The organism is Stenotrophomonas sp. YJH_SMC_65, from assembly GCF_059369475.1.
The window spans coordinates 1-17,524 of the sequence record NZ_JCAFSR010000008.1 but is presented as its reverse complement, the minus strand read 5'-3'; the positions used below and the strand labels follow the sequence as shown (position 1 = coordinate 17,524).

Genomic DNA, 17,524 nt, shown 5'->3' with positions numbered 1-17,524 from the left:
TCCGGGCCGCATCGCTTGCGTCAGGTCAGATCGACCACGCGCCCACCAATGACCACCTGCTGCAGGCGCAGTTCGGCGTCCAGCACCACCAGGTCGGCGCGGGCGTCGGGCGCGATGCGGCCGCGATCGCCCAGGCCCAGATAGTCGGCCGGGAAGGTGGAAACCCGCTGCGAGGCGTCGGCCAGGTCCAGGCCGACGCGCACCAGGTTGCGCAGCGCCTGGTCCATGGTCAGTGCGCTGCCGGCCAGCGAACCCGTCGCCAGGCGCACGCAGCCGCCGCACTTGTGCACGCGCTGCTCGCCCAGCGCGTACTCGCCGTCGGGCATGCCGGTGGCGGCAGTCGCGTCGGTCACCGCGTACAGGCGCGGGATCGCGCGCGCGGCCAGCCGGATAACGCCGGGGTGGATGTGCTGCAGGTCGGGGATGATCTCGGCGTACTGCGCATGCGCCAGCGCCGCCGCCGCAATGCCCGGGCGATAGTGGTCAACGCCGGTCATGCCGTTGAACAGATGGGTGAAACCGGAGGCACCGGCCTGCAGCGCCGCCACGCCCTCCTCGTAGGTGCCGGCGCTGTGGCCCAGCTGCACGCGGATGCCCATCGCCGAAAGCGCGGGTATCAACGCGGTGTGCTCGCCGATCTCCGGTGCCAGCGTCATCACCCGGATCGGCGCCAGCGCGTGCAGCTGCTGCACCAGTGCCACCGTCGCCTCGATCGTACGATTGGGCTGTGCGCCCAGCCGCTGCGGGCTGATGAACGGTCCTTCCAGATGCACGCCGACGATGCTGGCGGCGTCGGTATCAGGCGCCGCCATTGCCGCAGCGACGCCGTGCAGCGCGTGCTCGATCTCGTCCAGCCCGGCGGTCATGGTGGTCGCCAGCAGCGTGGTGGTGCCGAAGCGCAGATGGGTGCGGGCGATGGTGCGTGCCACGTCGCCGCCCTGCATCAGGTCCACGCCGGCCGCGCCATGCACATGCAGGTCGACGAAGCCGGGCAGGATCACCGGCAGCTGCAGGTCGTCGGCGCCGCTGTGGTCGTCCACCTGCAGCCGGCGCACGCGTGAATCGAAGTGGACGTGCCCGCGCCGCCAGCCCAGCGGGGTGAGGATGCGGCCATGCAGGGTGCGGGTGTCGGTCATGCGGTGGGCTCGGCGATGATCACTTCGATGCCCAGCCGCTGCAGCCCTTCGCGGGTTGCATCGTCGATGCCGGCGTCGGTGATGATGGCGTGGATCTGGTCCAGCAGGGCGATGCGGTGCAGGCTGACGCGGCCGAACTTGGAGGCATCGGTCAGCACCACGATGCGGCGCGCACGCTCGACCATGCGGTGGTTGAGGCGGGCTTCGGCCTCGTCGTGGGTAGTCAGGCCGAACTGCAGGTCCAGGCCGTCCACGCCCAGGAACAGGGTGTCGAAGCTGTACGAGTTGAGGCTGGCTTCGGCCTGGCTGCCCTGCAGCGACAGCGACTGCTGGCGCAGCAGGCCACCTGTCAGCAGCACGGTGATGCCCGCGGCATTGGCCAGTTCCCAGGCGATGTTCAGGCCGTTGGTCATCACCGTCACGTCGCGATGCGCGCGCAGGTGGCGGGCCAGCGTCATCGTGGTCGAGCCGGAATCGATGATGATGTTGTCACCCGGCTGCACCAGGCGCGCAGCGCGCGCACCGATCGATTCCTTCAGTGGCAGGTTCAGCGCGTCCTTCTCATGGATGTCCTGTTCCTGCGGCGGCGTGCGCACCAGGGTCGCGCCGCCGTGGGTGCGGTTGGCCAGGCCCTGCGATTCGAAGTGGGTCAGGTCGGCACGGATCGTCACCGCCGACACGCCGAAGCGCTCGACCAGATCGGCCACCTGCACCGAGCCGTGCTCGATCAGCAGCTGCAGGATCTGTTGCCGGCGGGAGCGGGTGTTGCGCATGGCCATTCTCGGTTTTGCGGGAAAAGGTAGAGATTAGCCGTTCGCAGGAACGCCGGCAGCCGAACCTGCGTTCTGCGTGCGGGGTCCGGCCTGGTTGGCGCTGCAGGCACGGGCGTACTCACCCAGGCACAGGCCGATGCGGTGCTGCACCAGCGCGGTGGGGGTGTTGGCCAGGCTGCCTTCGCGCACGGCGCGGTACTGCTCCGGCAGGTACTGGCTGAGCAGCACCAGCGGCGACGCATGCTGCTCCAGGTTGGCGAACAGGGTCTGCACCGCCTGTACCAGCGCCGGCTCGCCCCAGTAGTAGCGGCAGCGGTCGCTGAAGGAATAACGGCGCAGCAGGCGCAGCGCGGCGGCATCGCCCTGGTAGTAGGACTGCCAGTACTTCGGCTGCGCCACCATCGCCTCGTCCAGCACCTGCGGCAGGCGCGAGCACTGTGCGGCCGGCAGCAGTTCGGCCTCGATCGCGGCCAGCGCGAACAGCGCCTCGCGGTAGGCGAAGGTGGCCGCCGGGCCGACCTTGAGGATGGCGAAGTGGTCGCGTACCAGCGCATGCAGGCCGCTTTCGCGCTGGTAGTCGGTGGAATGTGCTTCGAACACGATGCGCGGCTGCCGCTCGAGGAAGTTGGCCAGCGCATGGGCGGCGTCCGGGTTGTACTCATGCACGCTGCTGTGGTCGAAGTCCACGCCCGGCTGCACCACCATCGCGATCACGCGCTGCCACGCATCGCGCAGCTGTGGCGTGTCGAACGCCTGCTGGTGGATGGCCAGGGTCTGCGCGGCGGCAGCCGGCGTGGTCACCTGCAGGCCTTCGGCCAGCGAGGCTTCGCCGCCGGGAATCGGCACCTCGGTACCGATCACGTAGACCGGCGGCGGCAGGCCGTGTTCGGCGGCGGTGCGTTCGGCGATCTCGGCAAGCTCGGCCGAACGGGCAGCGACGATGGCATCGGGCAGCGGCACCGGGTCATCGGCGCAGGACATGCTGCAGTCGAGGTGGATCTTGTGGAAACCGGCGGCGACGTAGGCTTCGATCAGCACGCGCGCGTGGGTCATCGCTTCGGCCGCCGGGCGCTTCTGCCAGGCATTCGGGCCGAGATGGTCGCCGCCCAGGATCAGCCGTTCGCGTGGGAAGCCTTCCTCATCGGCCAGGGTGCCGACGTAATCGCGGTACTGCGGCGGGGTCATGCCGGTGTAGCCGCCGAACTGGTCGACCTGGTTGGAGGTGGCCTCGACCAGCAGCACGGTGCCATGTGCCTGTGCCACGTGCATGGCCGCGCGCAGCACCTGCTCGTTGCTGCAGCAGACGCTGTACAGGCCGACATTGGCACCGGCGCGGTGGGAAGCAAGCAGGGTCTGCAACGGGGACATGGTCAGGCTCCGGACATCAGGAAAACGAGGGTTGGCAGGCGAGCAGGGCGGCACCACGTGCGCCACCGGCATCGCCGAAGCGTGGCGGCACGATCGGTGGCACCTGCACACCCTTGAACAGGTGGGCGGCGATGGCGGCGGGCAGGTGCTGGTACAGCGGCGCGTACTGCGAAAGGCCGCCGCCGAGCACGATCACGTGCGGGTCCAGCGCCAGCACCAGCGCGGCCAGGCTGTGGCCGAGCAGGTCGCGATGGATGTCCAGCGCCTTGCGCGCGCGGGCATCACCGGCTTCGGCCAGGGCGATCACCGCGCTGGCGTCGGCGGCGCTGCCACCAAGGTGGCGCTCGATCATCGCCACGCCACTGCCGGACACATAACGCTCCACGCAGCCCTGCAGGCCGCAGGCGCAGTCGATCAGCGGCAGGCCGTGGCGCTGCAGCAGATGACCGGGCACGCTCCAGTGGCCCCATTCGCCGGCCAGCCCGTTGAAACCGGTCAGCAGGCGGCCCTGCACGCAGAAACCACCGCCAGCACCGGTGCCGAGGATGGCGCCGAACATGCTGGGGTAGCCGTCGGCGGCACCGCCGTGTGCTTCAGACAGGGCAAAACACTGCAGGTCGTTGCCGAAATGCAGCGGGCGTTGCAGCCGCGCCTGCAGGTCCGTGGCCACCCTGTGGCCGGTCAACGCAGGCACGTTCGCGCTGAGCTGGCGGCCGCTGCGGCGGTCGCGCACGCCGGGCAGAGCGATGCCGATCGCCGCATCACTGCGGCCCAGTGCGGCATCGGCCTCGGCGACCAGCGCCACGACTGCCTGCAGGAAACCGTCGTAGTCACCCTGTGGGGTGGCCACGCGGCGGCGCCAGGTAACCTGCATCGCCACATCGCACGCCACCAGCTCGATCTTGGTGCCGCCGATGTCGATGCCGTAGCAGGCGTGGGCGATCAGCTCAGCCATGGTGGATGGTGACGCCCTTGACGACGCGGTTGACGGTGCCGTCCGGGAACGGGTTGTCCGGGGTCAGGCCCAGCGCGGCCGAGCGCTGTAGTGCGAACAGCTGCGCAAAGCCCAGCCACACCGGTGCCAGCCACGGATCGTCCAGTGCCGGCACGGTGAGGGTGTATTCGTCGTCGGCGCCGATGTCCGAATGCGGACCGATCGCCAGCACCTGGCCGGCCACGCCGTCGCGGCGCAGTTCTTCCAGCAGGTCCTGTTCGTAGCGGCGCGCCAGCGGCTGCACGCTGCGCAGCACCACCACCAGGGTGTTGCCATCCAGCGTCGACTTCGGGCCATGACGGAAGCCCAGGGGTGTGTTGGCCAGCGCCAGCACGCGGCCAGCGGTGAGCTCCAGCACCTTCAGCGCGCACTCGCGTGCCAGTGCTTCCAGCGGGCCGCTGCCGAGGTAGATGATGCGGTTGAACGGGCGCTGCGCCAGTGTCGCCACCGGTGCATCCCACTGCGCCAGGCCTTCGCGGGCCAGTGCGGCGATCTGCTTCAGGCGCGTCACGCGCGCATCCCACGGCGAACGATCGAACACGGTCAGCGCGGCCAGCAGCATGCAGGTCAGGCTGCTGGTCATGGCGAAGGCGCGGTCGCAGCTGGCCGACGGCATCAGCAGGGTGCAGGTGTCGGCACGGCCGGCGCCACGGCGGGCCAGCTCGCCATCGGCGTTGCAGGTGATGTCGAGGAAGCGCGCGTCATCCACGTCGCTGCGCACGCGGTCCACCGCCGCCACGCTCTCCGGGCTGGAGCCACTGCGGCCGAACGAGACCAGCAGGGTCGGACGGTCGCGCTGCAGGTACAGCGCCGGGTGGGTCAGCAGGCTGGTGGTGTGCACCACGCGCACCTCGGCGGGCCATTGCGCGTTGATCGCGTCGGCCACCATTTCGGCGATGAAGCCGGAGCTGCCGGCGCCGGTGAACAGCACGCGTTGGTTGGGATCGTTGAGGCTGTCGCCGAGGAAGGCCTGCAGGCGGTCGCGGGCACGCGACAGGTCCTGTGCCAGGGCGTCCCACAGCGCAGGCTGCTGGGCGATTTCGGTAGCGGTATCGGCTCCGCCAAGGCGCTGCCAGGCGGACACATCGGAAAGCAGGGTGACGTCCATTCGGAGGTTCCAGTTGGGCCAGCGCACCATCTGCGTTTTCTTTCGAAATGTCAAACATCGAAAGTAAAAAGAAAGAAAAAAGGTGGGTGGCTTTGCCTTGCGCGCGATGCCGGGAAAAACGAAAGTACCGACTGAATGCCGTATCGCACAATGCTTAACAGGCACCTGCAAGCGTTTACACAAAGTATTGCGGCGCAGCAACTTTCGTTTCAATGGAATATATCTTCCTTTTTCCTTTCAATTTGTTGACATCTTTCGAATCGCTGCCCTAGAGTCGGCCCAACCGCTTTCGAAACGCCCGGTGAACGGGTTGGGAGTCCGCGTGGAAAACTGCGTTCGTCGCTCGCCGCTGATGCTGGCCCTGGTGCCGGCCTTGATGCTGGCGTCCATGACGGCCCGCGCCGAGCCGGTCGGCAACCTGCGTACGGTCAGCGCCAGCGCCAGCCGAGACGGCGTGCAGGGCTGGGACCTGCAGACCGACAAGGGCGCGCGCATCCGCATTGAACTGCCGGCGACCGACATCATCCGCGTGCAGGCCGGCCGCAACGGCACGTTGACCGGCGCCGGCGACAAGGCCGCGCCGATCGTGCTGCCGCAGCCCAAGGCGAGCGTGCAGGCGCAGCTGGAAGAAGACGCACAGGAAATCCGCGTGCGTACCGAGGCACTGGTACTGCATGTACAGCGGCAGCCGCTGCGCCTGCGCCTGGAACGGCTGGACAATGGCCAGCCCACCGCGCTGTGGCAGGAACTGCAACCGCTGGACCTGGATGCCACGCAGAGCGTGCAGGTGCTGTCCTCGCAGGCCGATGAGGGCTACTTCGGTGGTGGCCAGCAGAACGGCCGTTACCAGTTCAAGGGCCGCGAGCTGGAGGTGTCCTATTCCGGTGGCTGGGAAGAAGGTGATCGGCCGAGCCCGGCGCCGATGCTGCTGAGCAGCCGCGGCTGGGGCATGCTGCGCAATACATGGAGCGATGGCAGCTACGACCTGCGCCAGAGCGACCAGGCCACGCTGCTGCATCGCGAAGACCGCTTCGATGCGTACTACTTCGTGGGCGCCGACCTGCCCAAGCTGATCGAACGCTACACCCAGCTGACCGGCCGCCCCAACATGGTCGCGCGCTGGGCGCTGTCCTACGGCGATGCCGATTGCTACAACGACGGCGACAACAGCAGGAAGCCCGGCACCGTGCCCGAAGGCTGGAGCGACGGCCCGACCGGCACCACGCCCGATGTGATCGACAGCGTGGCCAAGCAGTACCGCGCCCACGACATGCCCGGTGGCTGGATCCTGCCCAACGATGGCTACGGCTGCGGCTACAAGCAGTTGCCGGAAACCGTGCATGGCCTGGCCAAGTACGGCTTCCGCACCGGCCTGTGGACCGAGAACGGCGTCGACAAGATCGCGTGGGAAGTGGGCAAGGCCGGCAGCCGCGTGCAGAAGCTGGACGTGGCCTGGACCGGCAAGGGCTACCAGTTCGCGATGGACGCCAACCGCCAGGCATTCAACGGCATCCTCGACAATTCCGATTCGCGCCCGTTCCTGTGGACGGTGATGGGCTGGGCCGGTATCCAGCGCTACGCGGTGGCATGGACCGGCGACCAGAGCAGCAGCTGGGATTACATCCGCTGGCACGTGCCGACCCTGGTCGGTTCGGGCCTGTCCGGCATGGCCTACGCCAGCGGCGATGTGGATGCGATCTTCGGCGGAAGCGCCGAGACCTTCACCCGCGACCTGCAGTGGAAGGCGTTCACGCCGGTGCTGATGGGCATGAGCGGCTGGTCGTCGAACGCGCGCAAGCACCCGTGGTGGTACGACGAGCCCTACCGCAGCATCAACCGCGACTACCTGAAGTTGAAGATGCGCCTGACGCCATACATGTATGGGCTGGTGTACGAGGCCGCGCAGACCGGTGCACCGCCGGTGCGTGGCCTTATGTGGGACAACCCGCGCGATCCGCATGCGCAGGATGAAACCTACAAGTACCAGTTCCTGCTCGGCCGCGACCTGCTGGTGGCGCCGGTGTACCGCAGCCAGGCCGCCAGCCGTGGCTGGCGCCGCGACATCCACCTGCCGGCCGGCGGCTGGATCGACTACTGGGATGGCCGTCGCGTGCAGGCCGCCGCCGATGGCCGCCAGCTCGACCGCCAGGTGGACCTGGCCACGCTGCCGGTGTTCGTGCGTGCCGGTGCGATCCTGCCGATGTACCCGTCGATGCTGTTCGATGGCGAAAAACCGCTCGATGAAGTGACCTTCGACCTGTACCCGCAGGGCGACTCGCAGTACACGTTGTACGAAGACGATGGCAACACGCGCCGCTATCAGCAGGGCGAGTCGAGCACGCAGGTGATCCACGTGCAGGCGCCGGCGCAGGGCAGTGGCCCGGTGCAGGTGCAGATCGACGCCGTGCAGGGCCAGTACAACGGCCAGCTGGCGCAGCGCCGCTACGGCCTGCGCGTACTCAGCCGGCAGGCACCACGTGCGGTGCAGGCCGGTGGCCGCGCGCTGCCGGCGCTGGCCGATGCTGCCGCCTTCAACAGCGCCAACGAGGGCTGGTACTTCGATGCCAAGGACCGCCGCGGCACCGTGCATGTGCGCACTGCCACCCAGGACATCCGCCAGCCACTGCAGCTGCAGCTGGACTTCGCAGTCGCTGCCGCAGCCACCGATGATGCCTATCCGGCCGCACCGGTGCTGGGCCGCGAACTGCCGGCCGACAGCCTGCTGGTGGTCAACCGCCCGGCCGAAGAGCCTGGCCATGCGTTGGAAAATGCTTTCGACGACGATCCGGCCACCTGGTTCCGCAGCGTGCGCAACCAGGCCGTGCGCACCGGCGCCCACGAGTGGGTGATCGGCTTCGGCGAGCGGAAGATGATCGATGGCATCGACATCGCGCCACGCAATGACAAGAACTGGAAGCACGGGCAGGTACGTGACTATGAGGTCTACCTGGGCGACAGCAACGGTGAGTGGGGCGAGCCGATCGCCCGTGGCCGCCTGCAGTTGAAGGAAGGCGTGCAGCGCATCGACTTCCCGGCCCACGCCGGCCGCCTGCTGCGCTTCCGCGTGCTGAGCGTGCAGAACCCCGAAGGCGACGGCGCCAGCAGCACCGACCCGATGGTCACCGCCGCACAGGGCAGCGCCCGCGCGTTCGATGCACTGCAGCCGCGCGATGTCGGCCCGATCGCCCTGTCCACCTTCCACATTCTCGAACACCAGGAACCGGAGCGACCGGCCCGGCAGCGCTATCTCTCCGAGCTGCCGGTGCCGGCCGCGCTGGCCAGCCAGCTGCGTACCGACCAGTCCTTCCGTGGCGACGCCGGCATGCGCATGAACGGCCTGCAGTTCCGCCGTGGCCTGGGGGTCGGCGCCAGCAGCCGCATCGACCTGCGCCTGCAGGGCGGCTGGCACCTGCTGCGTGCCGACCTCGGCATCGACGACGCCTGCCGCAACGCCGGCGGCCTGCAGTTCCAGGTATGGGGCGACAACCGCCTGCTGTACGACAGCGGCCTGGTGAAGGCGCCCGGCGTGGTCAAGCCGGAGCTGGACATCCGTGGCCTTTCCACCCTGAGCCTGCGCACGCTGGGTGCGCAGGGCAGCCAACCCGCCCAGGTCTGTGCCAACTGGGCCAACGCCGTACTGATCGGCCAGGAGGGCGACTCCGCCAGCATCGTCGCCCCATGACCCCCACGTAACACCGCTCCTCCCCCGCCCCATCCCGACTACGGCCCTCATGGCCGTGGCCCGGGAGCGTTTTGCCCGCCGAACGCCCACGCGCTCACTCAGTTGCGCCGCACCCTTGCCAGGAGAGAACCCCGATGTTGCCCGCCCGCCACCACCGCCCCCCCTGCCGCCCGATCGCTCCGCTGACGCTGGCCATTGCCGGCGCGCTGTTCTCGCTTGCCGCTCCTGCCTTCGCCCAAGAGAGCAAGGACAACGCCACCGACCTGGCCCGCATCGAGGTCACCGGCTCCAACATCCGCCGCACCGACGTTGAAACCGCCTCGCCGGTGCAGGTGATCAGCAAGCAGGACATCCAGAACATGGGTGCGCGCACGCTGCTGCAGGTGCTCGACAACCTGCCGGCCGCACGCCCTGCGCAGCAGGATGCGCGCTCGCTGTTCACCGGTTCCGATGGTGCCTCGCAGGCCAACCTGCGCGGGCTCGGCGCACAGGGCACGCTGGTGCTGCTGAACGGTCGCCGCCTGTCGTACTACGGTGCGCCGGCCGGGTTCCAGACCCAGTTCGTCAACATCGATGCGATCCCGGCGGCGGCCATCGAGCGCATGGAAGTGCTGACCGACGGCGCGTCGGCCGTGTACGGCACCGACGCGGTGGCCGGCGTGATCAACGTGATCACCAAGCGCAACTTCCAGGGTGCCGAGGTCAGCTTCACCAACGACACCTCCTCGCGCATCGATTCCTACGGTGAGCGCCAGGCCAGCATCAGCGCCGGCTTCGGTGACCTGGCCGAGAACCGCTTCAATATCTATGGCGCGGTCAACATGTACCGTCGCGACGCGATTCCGCTGAGCGATTTCTACGACAAGCGTCCGGACCAGTACTACGTCAACAACCCGAACTACCTCAACAACCTGCGCCTGGGCGTGGGCAGCAAGCCGGGCGAGTTCAACCCGGGCACCTACTTCGCCTTCGATCCGGTCACCGGCCGCCGCGTGCAGGAAGCTGCGCCGGGCTGCAGGAACGTGCTGACCAGTGAAGCGGCCGGTCCGCGTTGCGTCTGGGAAACCTGGATGAACAACGAGATCGATGCCGGTGCCAAGTCCGAGCGCAACACCGCCTACCTCAACGGCACCTTCCTGGTGGGTGACAGCACCGAGATCTTCGCCGAGGCGACCTACACCGACATCGACCTGCGCGCCAACGGTGGCACGCCGCGCACCTACGGCACCACCACCGGCAACCCGACCAGCTGGTTCTCGCGCAATACCGGCAACACCGTCAACCAGTTCCTGTACCCGTTCCTGGGCCCCAACAACGAATACAACCATGCCAGTCCGCAGTTGAAGGCGATGATGGGCGGGGTGGTCGGCCTGAACTACCTGCTGCAGGATGCCGGTCCGAACTACTTCGGCCAGCGCAATACCGACAAGAGCTACCGCGTGCTGGCCGGTGCGCGTGGCAACCGGGGTGACTGGAACTGGGAAACCGCCTTCGCCAGCGCGGGTACCCACTCCACCACCTACCAGACGATCAACGTCAACACCAAGGGCTTCGAGAAGGCCTTCGGCCCGTACACGATCGATCCAGGTACCGGTCGGGTGATCATCTCCGACCATCCGGCGTACAAGTTCGGCGAGATCAGCGACGCCAACGCCGCGCTGATCCGTGAAGCGTTCCCGACCTTCGACATCCAGTCGTGGACCCGCCTGCACACCCTGGACGGCAAGATCGAAGGCCCGCTGTTCCAGCTGCCGGCCGGCGAGATGCGCGCCGCGTTCGGTTTCAACGCCAGCCGTGAGACCTTCTACACCCCGGGCAACGCCGATGCGGCCAATGGCCTGATCACCCAGCAGGGCGGCTCGTGGTTCGACGGCAAGCGCAACACCTACGCGCTGTTCGCCGAGACCGTGGCGCCGATCACCGACAAGCTGGAACTGGATGCGGCGGTGCGCGTGGACAAGTACCCGAACTTCAGCGCCAACATCGCGCCGAAGATCGGCTTCAAGTACCAGGCGTTCGATCAGCTGATGCTGCGCGGCACCTATTCCACCGGCTTCCGCGCGCCGAGCCTGGCCGAGTCCGGCAACGGCGGCGTGTTCGCCCAGCTCGGTGGCTTCCGTGACGAACTGCGCTGCGGCGAGACCAACGCCATCGCCAACCTGCTGCTGAAGTCGCAGCGGCCGGGTGACGTCGACCTCGGCAAGACCCTGCTGAACGTCGACTGCAGCCGCACCGTGGCGCGCATGACCCAGCCGAACAAGGACCTGAAGCCGGAGAAGGCGAAGATCGCCACCCTCGGCTTCGTCTACGAGCCGGCCAGCTGGCTGTCGGTGTCGGCCGACTACTGGTTCATCTACCGCAACAATGAAATCGTCGCGCCGGACTATCGCCGCATGGAAGACATCATCTCGATGTCGCGCTCGCCGATCACCGACAGTGACCGTGCCAACCTGGCCCAGCTGGCGGCAATGTGCGCCGATCCGGCCAGCGGCGTGAGCTGCCCGGCCACTCTGCCGGGCTACTCCGCCGGCAACGTGGCCAGCGTGGTCGGCCAGTACAAGAACCGCGGCAAGACCCTGATCGACGGCTTCGACATCGATGCGCGCAGCCGCTTCTCGCTGGGCGACTGGGGCAACCTGAACATCGGCCTGGCCGCCACCATCGCCAACCGCAACCGCTTCTACATGGACGCCGAGAACGGCTGGTACTACGGCGACGTGGTGGGTTATTACAACAATCCGCGCCTGCGCGCCACGCTCAATGCCGACTGGACCTACAAGCAGGTGACCACCAGCATGTTCGTCAATTACGTGGGCGGCACCAAGTGGGCCACCGACCAGATCGACGAAGAGAGCAACAACAAGGAAACCTGCACCGGCGGCTACCTGGCCCTGCAGAAGAGCAAGTGCGATGGTGCACCGTCGTGGTGGACCGCCAACATGAGCGTCACCTGGCGCCCGGACGATGCGTGGAACCTGAGCTTCACCGTCAAGAACCTGTTCAACCGCCTGCCGTTCTACGATCCGAACAGCTTCCTGGGTGACTCCAGTGACTACGCAACCATCTTCGGCCGTGGTTACAGTGTGACCATCGGCTACCGGTTCAAGTAATTCCGTTTGCGTGACCTGGCGTGCCGGCTGCGGCCGGCACGCTGCCAAGAGGAGAGATGTTTGCCATGAAGCGTAGGGAATTCATCGCGGCCAGCGCCGCTGTCGCCGCCAGCAGCCTGCTGCCTCAGACCCCCGCCTGGGCACGCGGGCGCAAGGTGCGCCTGGCCATGATCGGCACCGGCATGCGCGGGCTGGTGCTGCTGAAGGAACTGGTGCGTCGCGACGACGTCGAAGTGGTTGCCCTGTGCGACATCGAGCCGATCATGCTGGGCCGTGCCACAGAGATGGTGGCGAAGGCCGGCAAGCCCGCGCCGAAGACCTATGGCCAGGACCGCGACACCAACGCGTGGAAGCGCCTGCTGGAACAGAAGGGCATCGATGGCGTGATCATCGCCACGCCGTGGGAATACCACGCACCGATGTCGATAGCCGCGATGCAGGCCGGCGTGGCCGTCGGCTGCGAAGTGGTGGCCGGCATCACCCTGCAGGACCACTGGGACGTGCTGAAGACCCAGCTGAGCACCGGCACCCCGTACATGCTGCTGGAGAACGTCTGCTACCGTCGCGACGTGATGGCGGCGTTGCAGATGGTGCGCCAGGGGCTGTTCGGCGAACTGGTGCATCTGCAGGCCGGCTACCAGCACGACCTGCGCGGCGTGAAGTTCAATTCCGGCGATCCCAACCAGCCCTACGACAGCGGCGTGGAGTTCGGTCCCAAGGGCTGGAGCGAAGCACGCTGGCGCACCGAGCATTCGGTGGAGCGCAACGGCGAGCTGTATCCCAGTCACGGCATCGGCCCGTGCGCGATGTACACCGGCATCAACCGTGGCAACCGCTTCACCCACATCAACGCCTTCGCGACCAAGGCACGCGGCCTGCACGAATACACCGTGGCCAAGAGTGGCGGCACCACCCACCCCAGCACCAAGGTGAAGTTCAAGCTCGGCGACATCGTGACCACCACGCTGGCCTGCGAGAACGGCGAGACCATCCTGCTGCAGCACGACACCTCGCTGCCGCGCCCGTACTCGATGGGCTTCCGCGTGCAGGGCACCAAGGGCCTGTGGATGGACGTCAACCATTCGATCCACATCGAAGGCCGCAGCCCGCCGCACCAGTGGGAGGAGTTCAAGAAGTACCAGGATGAGTACGAACACCCGCTGTGGAAGCAGAATGCCGACACCGCCGCCAGCGCCGGCCACGGTGGCATGGACTGGTTCGTCATCCATGCATTTGTTGAAGCACTGAAGGCCAAGGCACCGATGCCGATCGACATCTACGACGCGGTGACCTGGAGTGCGATCACCCCGTTGAGCGAGCAGTCGATCGCCAACAGCTTCCAGACGCTGGAGTTCCCGGACTTTACTGCTGGTGCGTGGAAGACGCGCAAGCCGATCTTCGCGTTCGACGGTAAGTATTGAGGTTTACACCCTTCCACGCTGTGACGGAGACGCCGGGCACTGCCCGGTGTTTCCGTTTCTGGAAGCATTCGCCTTGTAGAGCCGAGCCCACGCCCGGCTGCTTGTTCGGTCGGTCGCTCGCTTTATCAGAAAACTCTGAAATCCGACCCACTCCACAGTTTCTGACTTGAATGTGTAAACCACATCGGAGATAACGTTCCCCGTGCGGTCATGGCCGCATTCCGGACCAGGGACGATCCGAAGCATGACGTGGTGAGGCAGCTGCCCCACGTTCTCGTTCCCGCCGGAGCTGTGTTCGTCCAGGAAGGAGAACAGGGATGTTGGAACGACTGAAGACCATTTCGTGTGCCGCACTGGCGATGATCGCGCTGGGGAGCTTGGCTCCTTGGGCTGCGCAGGCGCAGGAGGTGCAGAAGAAGTGGGAGAGCTACCTGTCGATGGGCCAGCCGCGAGCCACCGAAGCGGCGGTGCAGAAGGACATCAAGTCGCTCTTTTCCCAGTACGAAAAGGACAAACCCTTCAATTGGCATGTCAAACGCCAACGCGTCCTTGGAAAGAAGGTCATCTACGATTACCGGGTGAGACCCGAGAAGATCGTTACTACCGACTGGGTCTACATCCACTCAGGGCAGGAGTACTCCTCCGAAGATCAGATTCGTAGCGTGATCCTCGCTACCCGCGTCAGCGACCCGCAGTGCCCGGCGACTTCACTCACGGAGGATCCTTGGGTGGAGCTCCTTGGACTTGGCAGGGGCGACGACGGTAGCGTGACCAACGAGGAGAAGGATTTCCATTACACCTTGAACTTCTATCATCAGAGCACTCAAGAATGCTCGTCGATAGTGGGGTGGGAGCATGTGCGCCGGGCCAGAACGGCGCTTTGTCCGAATCGACCGTCCCTGACGTGGAATGAGGCCCTGCAGATGTGCTCTCTGGTCCAGCAGGACGAGCCGCACATGTCGCCCATGCTCTCCTACACAAGCGGGCCGCTGCCGCCGCAGCAGTGTCCTGTTGGTAACCCGTGTGATCCGACCACTGGCGATAAATCCCAGCCTGAGCCGGATTTCAACCTTGGATGGGTGAGCTTCCAACGCCACTATCACTCCCTGACGAGCACGGCGGGTGGCGCGTTGGGTACGGGCTGGACCCATTCCCACAATCTGCGGCTTACCACAGGCGTAGACGATTCCACCTTCCCTCCCAGCTCCGAACTGAAAGTTGGGCTGATCGGCGCCGATGGCGGGCAGACCGCATTCCAGAAAGTGGGGGCAAGCTACGAAGCCATGGACGGAAGCGGCGATCGCGCGGTCCAGCAGGGCACCAACTGGCAACTTTCACGTGCCGAAGAGCGCATTTATTTTGATGCTGATGGCTTGATGCAGCGCCGTGATTTCGAAGACGGTACTTCGCTGACCTATGCACACGACAGCCGCGGCCGCCTGCTCAGCATCACCCATTCAACCGGTCGGCGCGTGGATGTCCAGTACCTCGCGCCGGGCGACGATTCACTGATCTCGGCCCTGGTGATCGCCGGCCAGCCTGTGGTGAGCTACGCCTATTCTCCGGCCGGGGAACTGATCACCGCGACCTATGCAGACGGCGCCAGCCGTACATACCACTATGAGGACACACGTTTCCCGGGCTACCTGACGGGCGTGACCGCCGAAGACACCCGGCGCTACAGCTGGTTTGGCTATGACGCCAAGGGGCGGGTCAGCTGCAGCCGCCATTCCGGTGATTGCAGTCAAGCCGACGTGGGCATTGATGGCGTGCGCCTGGAGTACACCCCGGCAGGCACCACCATCGTCACCGACGCACTGGGCAAGCAGAGTACGTACGCATTGACCGCCAGCGGTACCAGCGGCCTTCCGCGCAAGGTCAATGGCATCACCGAAAGCAACGGCAGCATCACTCGCTCCTATCTGCCCGAGGGCACCGATTTCCGGCGTCGGCTGCAGTCGGTGACCGATCGCCGTGGTGTCGTCACCAGCTACGCCTATGCCGAGGCAAGCGATGCTGCCGCAGGCGCCGTCAGCGTGACCACCACCACCGAAGCGGCCGGTACTCCGGATCAGCGCGTCAGCGAAACGCGCGTGGCCATGGACAGCAATCGGCTGGTGCAGCAGACCGTCGGTAACCGTGAGGTCCGCATCGCACGCAATGCGCGCCTCCAGCCAACCACCATCACCGTGCGCGACAGGGTGACCGGTGATACCCGCATCACCACGCAGACCTACTGTGAGGCCGAAGGGCCGGAGTGCCCGCTGGTGGGACTGCTGCGTAGCGTGGATGGCCCACGCAGTGATGTGGCGGATATCTCCACCTATGCCTACTACACCGCGGACGACGCGGGATGCGCGACCAATGGTGCCTGCAGTTATCGCAAGGGTGACCTGCGCAGTGTGACCAATGCGCTGGGCCAGACGGTCGAGACCTTGGCCTACGACGCACTCGGGCGGCCGTTGTCGGCGAAGGATGCCAATGGCGTGATCACCGCCTACACCTACCATGCCCGTGGCTGGCCGACCTCGGTCACCGTGCGCGGTGCCACCACAGCCGAGGACCGGGTGACCCAGATCAGCTACTGGCCGACCGGCCAGGTGCAGCAGGTCACCGAGCCGGACGGCAGCAGTGTCACCTATGTCTATGACGCCGCCCAGCGCTTGACCGATATTGCGGACAACAGCGGCAACACCATTCACTATGCGCTGGACAACGCCGGCAACCGCCTCAAGGAGGACACGCTGGACACTGGCGGCACCCTGCGCCGGACCCTGGCACGGACCTTCAACACGCTTGGCCAGCTGACCGCATTGAAGGACGCAGGCAATCACGCCACCGGCTTCGCCTACGATGCCAACGGCAACCCGCAGACGGTGACCGACGCACTGCAGCGCGTGACCAGCCAGCAGTACGACCCGCTCAACCGCCTGGCGCAAATCCTGCAGGATGTTGGTGGCGTCGCGGCGGAGATCCGCAGCCAGTACGACGCGCTGGACCAGGTCACCCAGGTCACCGACCCGAAGGGCCTGCATACGACCTATGCCTACAACGGGTTCGGTGACCTGACCGGGCAGGTCAGCCCGGACAGTGGCGCCAGCAGCTTCACCGTGGACGCCGCCGGCAACCGCAAGACGGCCACCGATGCACGCGGCGTCACCGCCACCTATCACTACGATGGGCTCAACCGCCTGATCGGCATCGCCTATCCGAACCCCAATCTGGACGTGGGCTACAGCTATGACGTGGCGCCTGCCGCCTGTGCCGCCGACGAGCGCTTCGCCAAGGGACGGCTTGGGCAGGTGCTGCATGCCAATGGCAGCACCCAGTACTGCCACGACCGCTTCGGCCAGGTCACCCGTAAAGTGCAGACGATCAATGGTGTCGCCAGCACGCTGCGCTACGCCTACAGCAAGTCGGGTCGCCTGACTGCGTTGACCTACCCCGACGGCAGCGTGGCCGACTACGTGCGTGATGCCCAGGGCCGCATCAGTCAGATCGGCCTGACCCGCCCCGGCCAGGCGCGCCAGATCGTGGTGAACAACGTGACCTACGCGGCCTTCGGCCCGGCCACCGGCTGGACCTACGGCAACGGCCGCCAGCTGCAGCGTCCGTTGGACCTCGACTACCGCCCGCAGGCGGTGCATGACCCAGCCGCAGGCGGCCTGTCGCTGGGCTACGGCTATGACCCGGTCGGTTCGGTCACCGAGCTGAAGAACGGCGCAGGCTCGACGGTGCTGGCCCAGTACGCCTACGACACGCTGGGTCGCCTGACCCAGACCCAGGACGGTACGACCGGCACGCCGATCGAAACCTATGCCTATGACGCCACCGGCAATCGCACCGCGCTGACCACCTCGGCAGGCACGGCCAGCTACACCTATCCCGCAACCAGCCACCGGCTGACCGCCGTGGACGGCGAAGCGCGCGAC

General features: G+C 66.6%; 9 protein-coding genes. 4 read left to right on the top strand and 5 right to left on the bottom strand.

Going from position 1 to position 17,524, the window contains the following annotated elements; genetic code table 11:
* Positions 1–20 precede the first annotated feature (20 nt).
* Genes nagA through AC5P7A_RS15510 form a run of 5 tightly spaced genes read right to left on the bottom strand, consistent with a single transcriptional unit; the run spans position 21 to position 5,379 of the window.
* Positions 21–1,136, bottom strand: coding sequence for an N-acetylglucosamine-6-phosphate deacetylase (gene nagA / locus AC5P7A_RS15530; RefSeq protein ID WP_046433040.1), 1,116 nt, complete (start codon positions 1,134–1,136; stop codon positions 21–23).
* Positions 1,133–1,909, bottom strand: a complete 777-nt coding sequence (locus tag AC5P7A_RS15525) for a DeoR family transcriptional regulator (RefSeq protein ID WP_014038836.1) — start codon at positions 1,907–1,909, stop codon at positions 1,133–1,135. The genes nagA and AC5P7A_RS15525 overlap by 4 nt, the downstream gene beginning before the upstream one ends.
* 33 nt (positions 1,910–1,942) lie before the next feature.
* Positions 1,943–3,277 carry a D-tagatose-bisphosphate aldolase, class II, non-catalytic subunit gene (locus AC5P7A_RS15520; protein ID WP_495220315.1) on the bottom strand — a complete coding sequence of 445 codons (1,335 nt, stop codon included), beginning with the start codon at positions 3,275–3,277 and terminating at the stop codon, positions 1,943–1,945.
* Between the two features lie 16 nt (positions 3,278–3,293).
* Positions 3,294–4,232, bottom strand: a complete 939-nt coding sequence (locus AC5P7A_RS15515) for an ROK family protein (protein WP_495220314.1) — start codon at positions 4,230–4,232, stop codon at positions 3,294–3,296.
* Positions 4,225–5,379, bottom strand: coding sequence for an SIS domain-containing protein (locus AC5P7A_RS15510; protein ID WP_046433031.1), 1,155 nt, complete (start codon positions 5,377–5,379; stop codon positions 4,225–4,227). Before AC5P7A_RS15510 ends, AC5P7A_RS15515 begins: the two co-directional genes overlap by 8 nt.
* A 322-nt stretch (positions 5,380–5,701) precedes the next feature.
* On the opposite strand from AC5P7A_RS15510, the gene AC5P7A_RS15505 reads away from it, so the two are divergent.
* The 4 genes from AC5P7A_RS15505 to AC5P7A_RS15490 form a co-directional block, all read left to right on the top strand.
* Positions 5,702–9,061, top strand: coding sequence for a TIM-barrel domain-containing protein (locus AC5P7A_RS15505; protein WP_495220313.1), 3,360 nt, complete (start codon positions 5,702–5,704; stop codon positions 9,059–9,061).
* A 134-nt stretch (positions 9,062–9,195) separates the two neighbouring features.
* The gene (locus AC5P7A_RS15500) at positions 9,196–12,171 is read left to right on the top strand and encodes a TonB-dependent receptor domain-containing protein (protein WP_495220312.1); all 2,976 of its coding nucleotides are present in this window, start codon (positions 9,196–9,198) and stop codon (positions 12,169–12,171) included.
* A 65-nt stretch (positions 12,172–12,236) separates the two neighbouring features.
* Entirely contained in the window at positions 12,237–13,592 is a 1,356-nt protein-coding gene (locus tag AC5P7A_RS15495; RefSeq protein ID WP_075076247.1) for a Gfo/Idh/MocA family protein, read from the top strand.
* 317 nt (positions 13,593–13,909) lie between these two features.
* Positions 13,910–17,524: RHS repeat domain-containing protein (locus AC5P7A_RS15490; RefSeq protein WP_495220311.1), on the top strand; the 3,615-nt coding region annotated here is incomplete at its 3' end.

Coding starts and splice junctions, on each gene's coding strand:
- nagA (WP_046433040.1), bottom strand. CDS start 1,136: ATGACCGACACCCGCACCCTGCATGGCCGCATCCTCACCCCGCTGGGC.
- AC5P7A_RS15525 (WP_014038836.1), bottom strand. CDS start 1,909: ATGCGCAACACCCGCTCCCGCCGGCAACAGATCCTGCAGCTGCTGATC.
- AC5P7A_RS15520 (WP_495220315.1), bottom strand. CDS start 3,277: ATGTCCCCGTTGCAGACCCTGCTTGCTTCCCACCGCGCCGGTGCCAAT.
- AC5P7A_RS15515 (WP_495220314.1), bottom strand. CDS start 4,232: ATGGCTGAGCTGATCGCCCACGCCTGCTACGGCATCGACATCGGCGGC.
- AC5P7A_RS15510 (WP_046433031.1), bottom strand. CDS start 5,379: ATGGACGTCACCCTGCTTTCCGATGTGTCCGCCTGGCAGCGCCTTGGC.
- AC5P7A_RS15500 (WP_495220312.1), top strand. CDS start 9,196: ATGTTGCCCGCCCGCCACCACCGCCCCCCCTGCCGCCCGATCGCTCCG.
- AC5P7A_RS15495 (WP_075076247.1), top strand. CDS start 12,237: ATGAAGCGTAGGGAATTCATCGCGGCCAGCGCCGCTGTCGCCGCCAGC.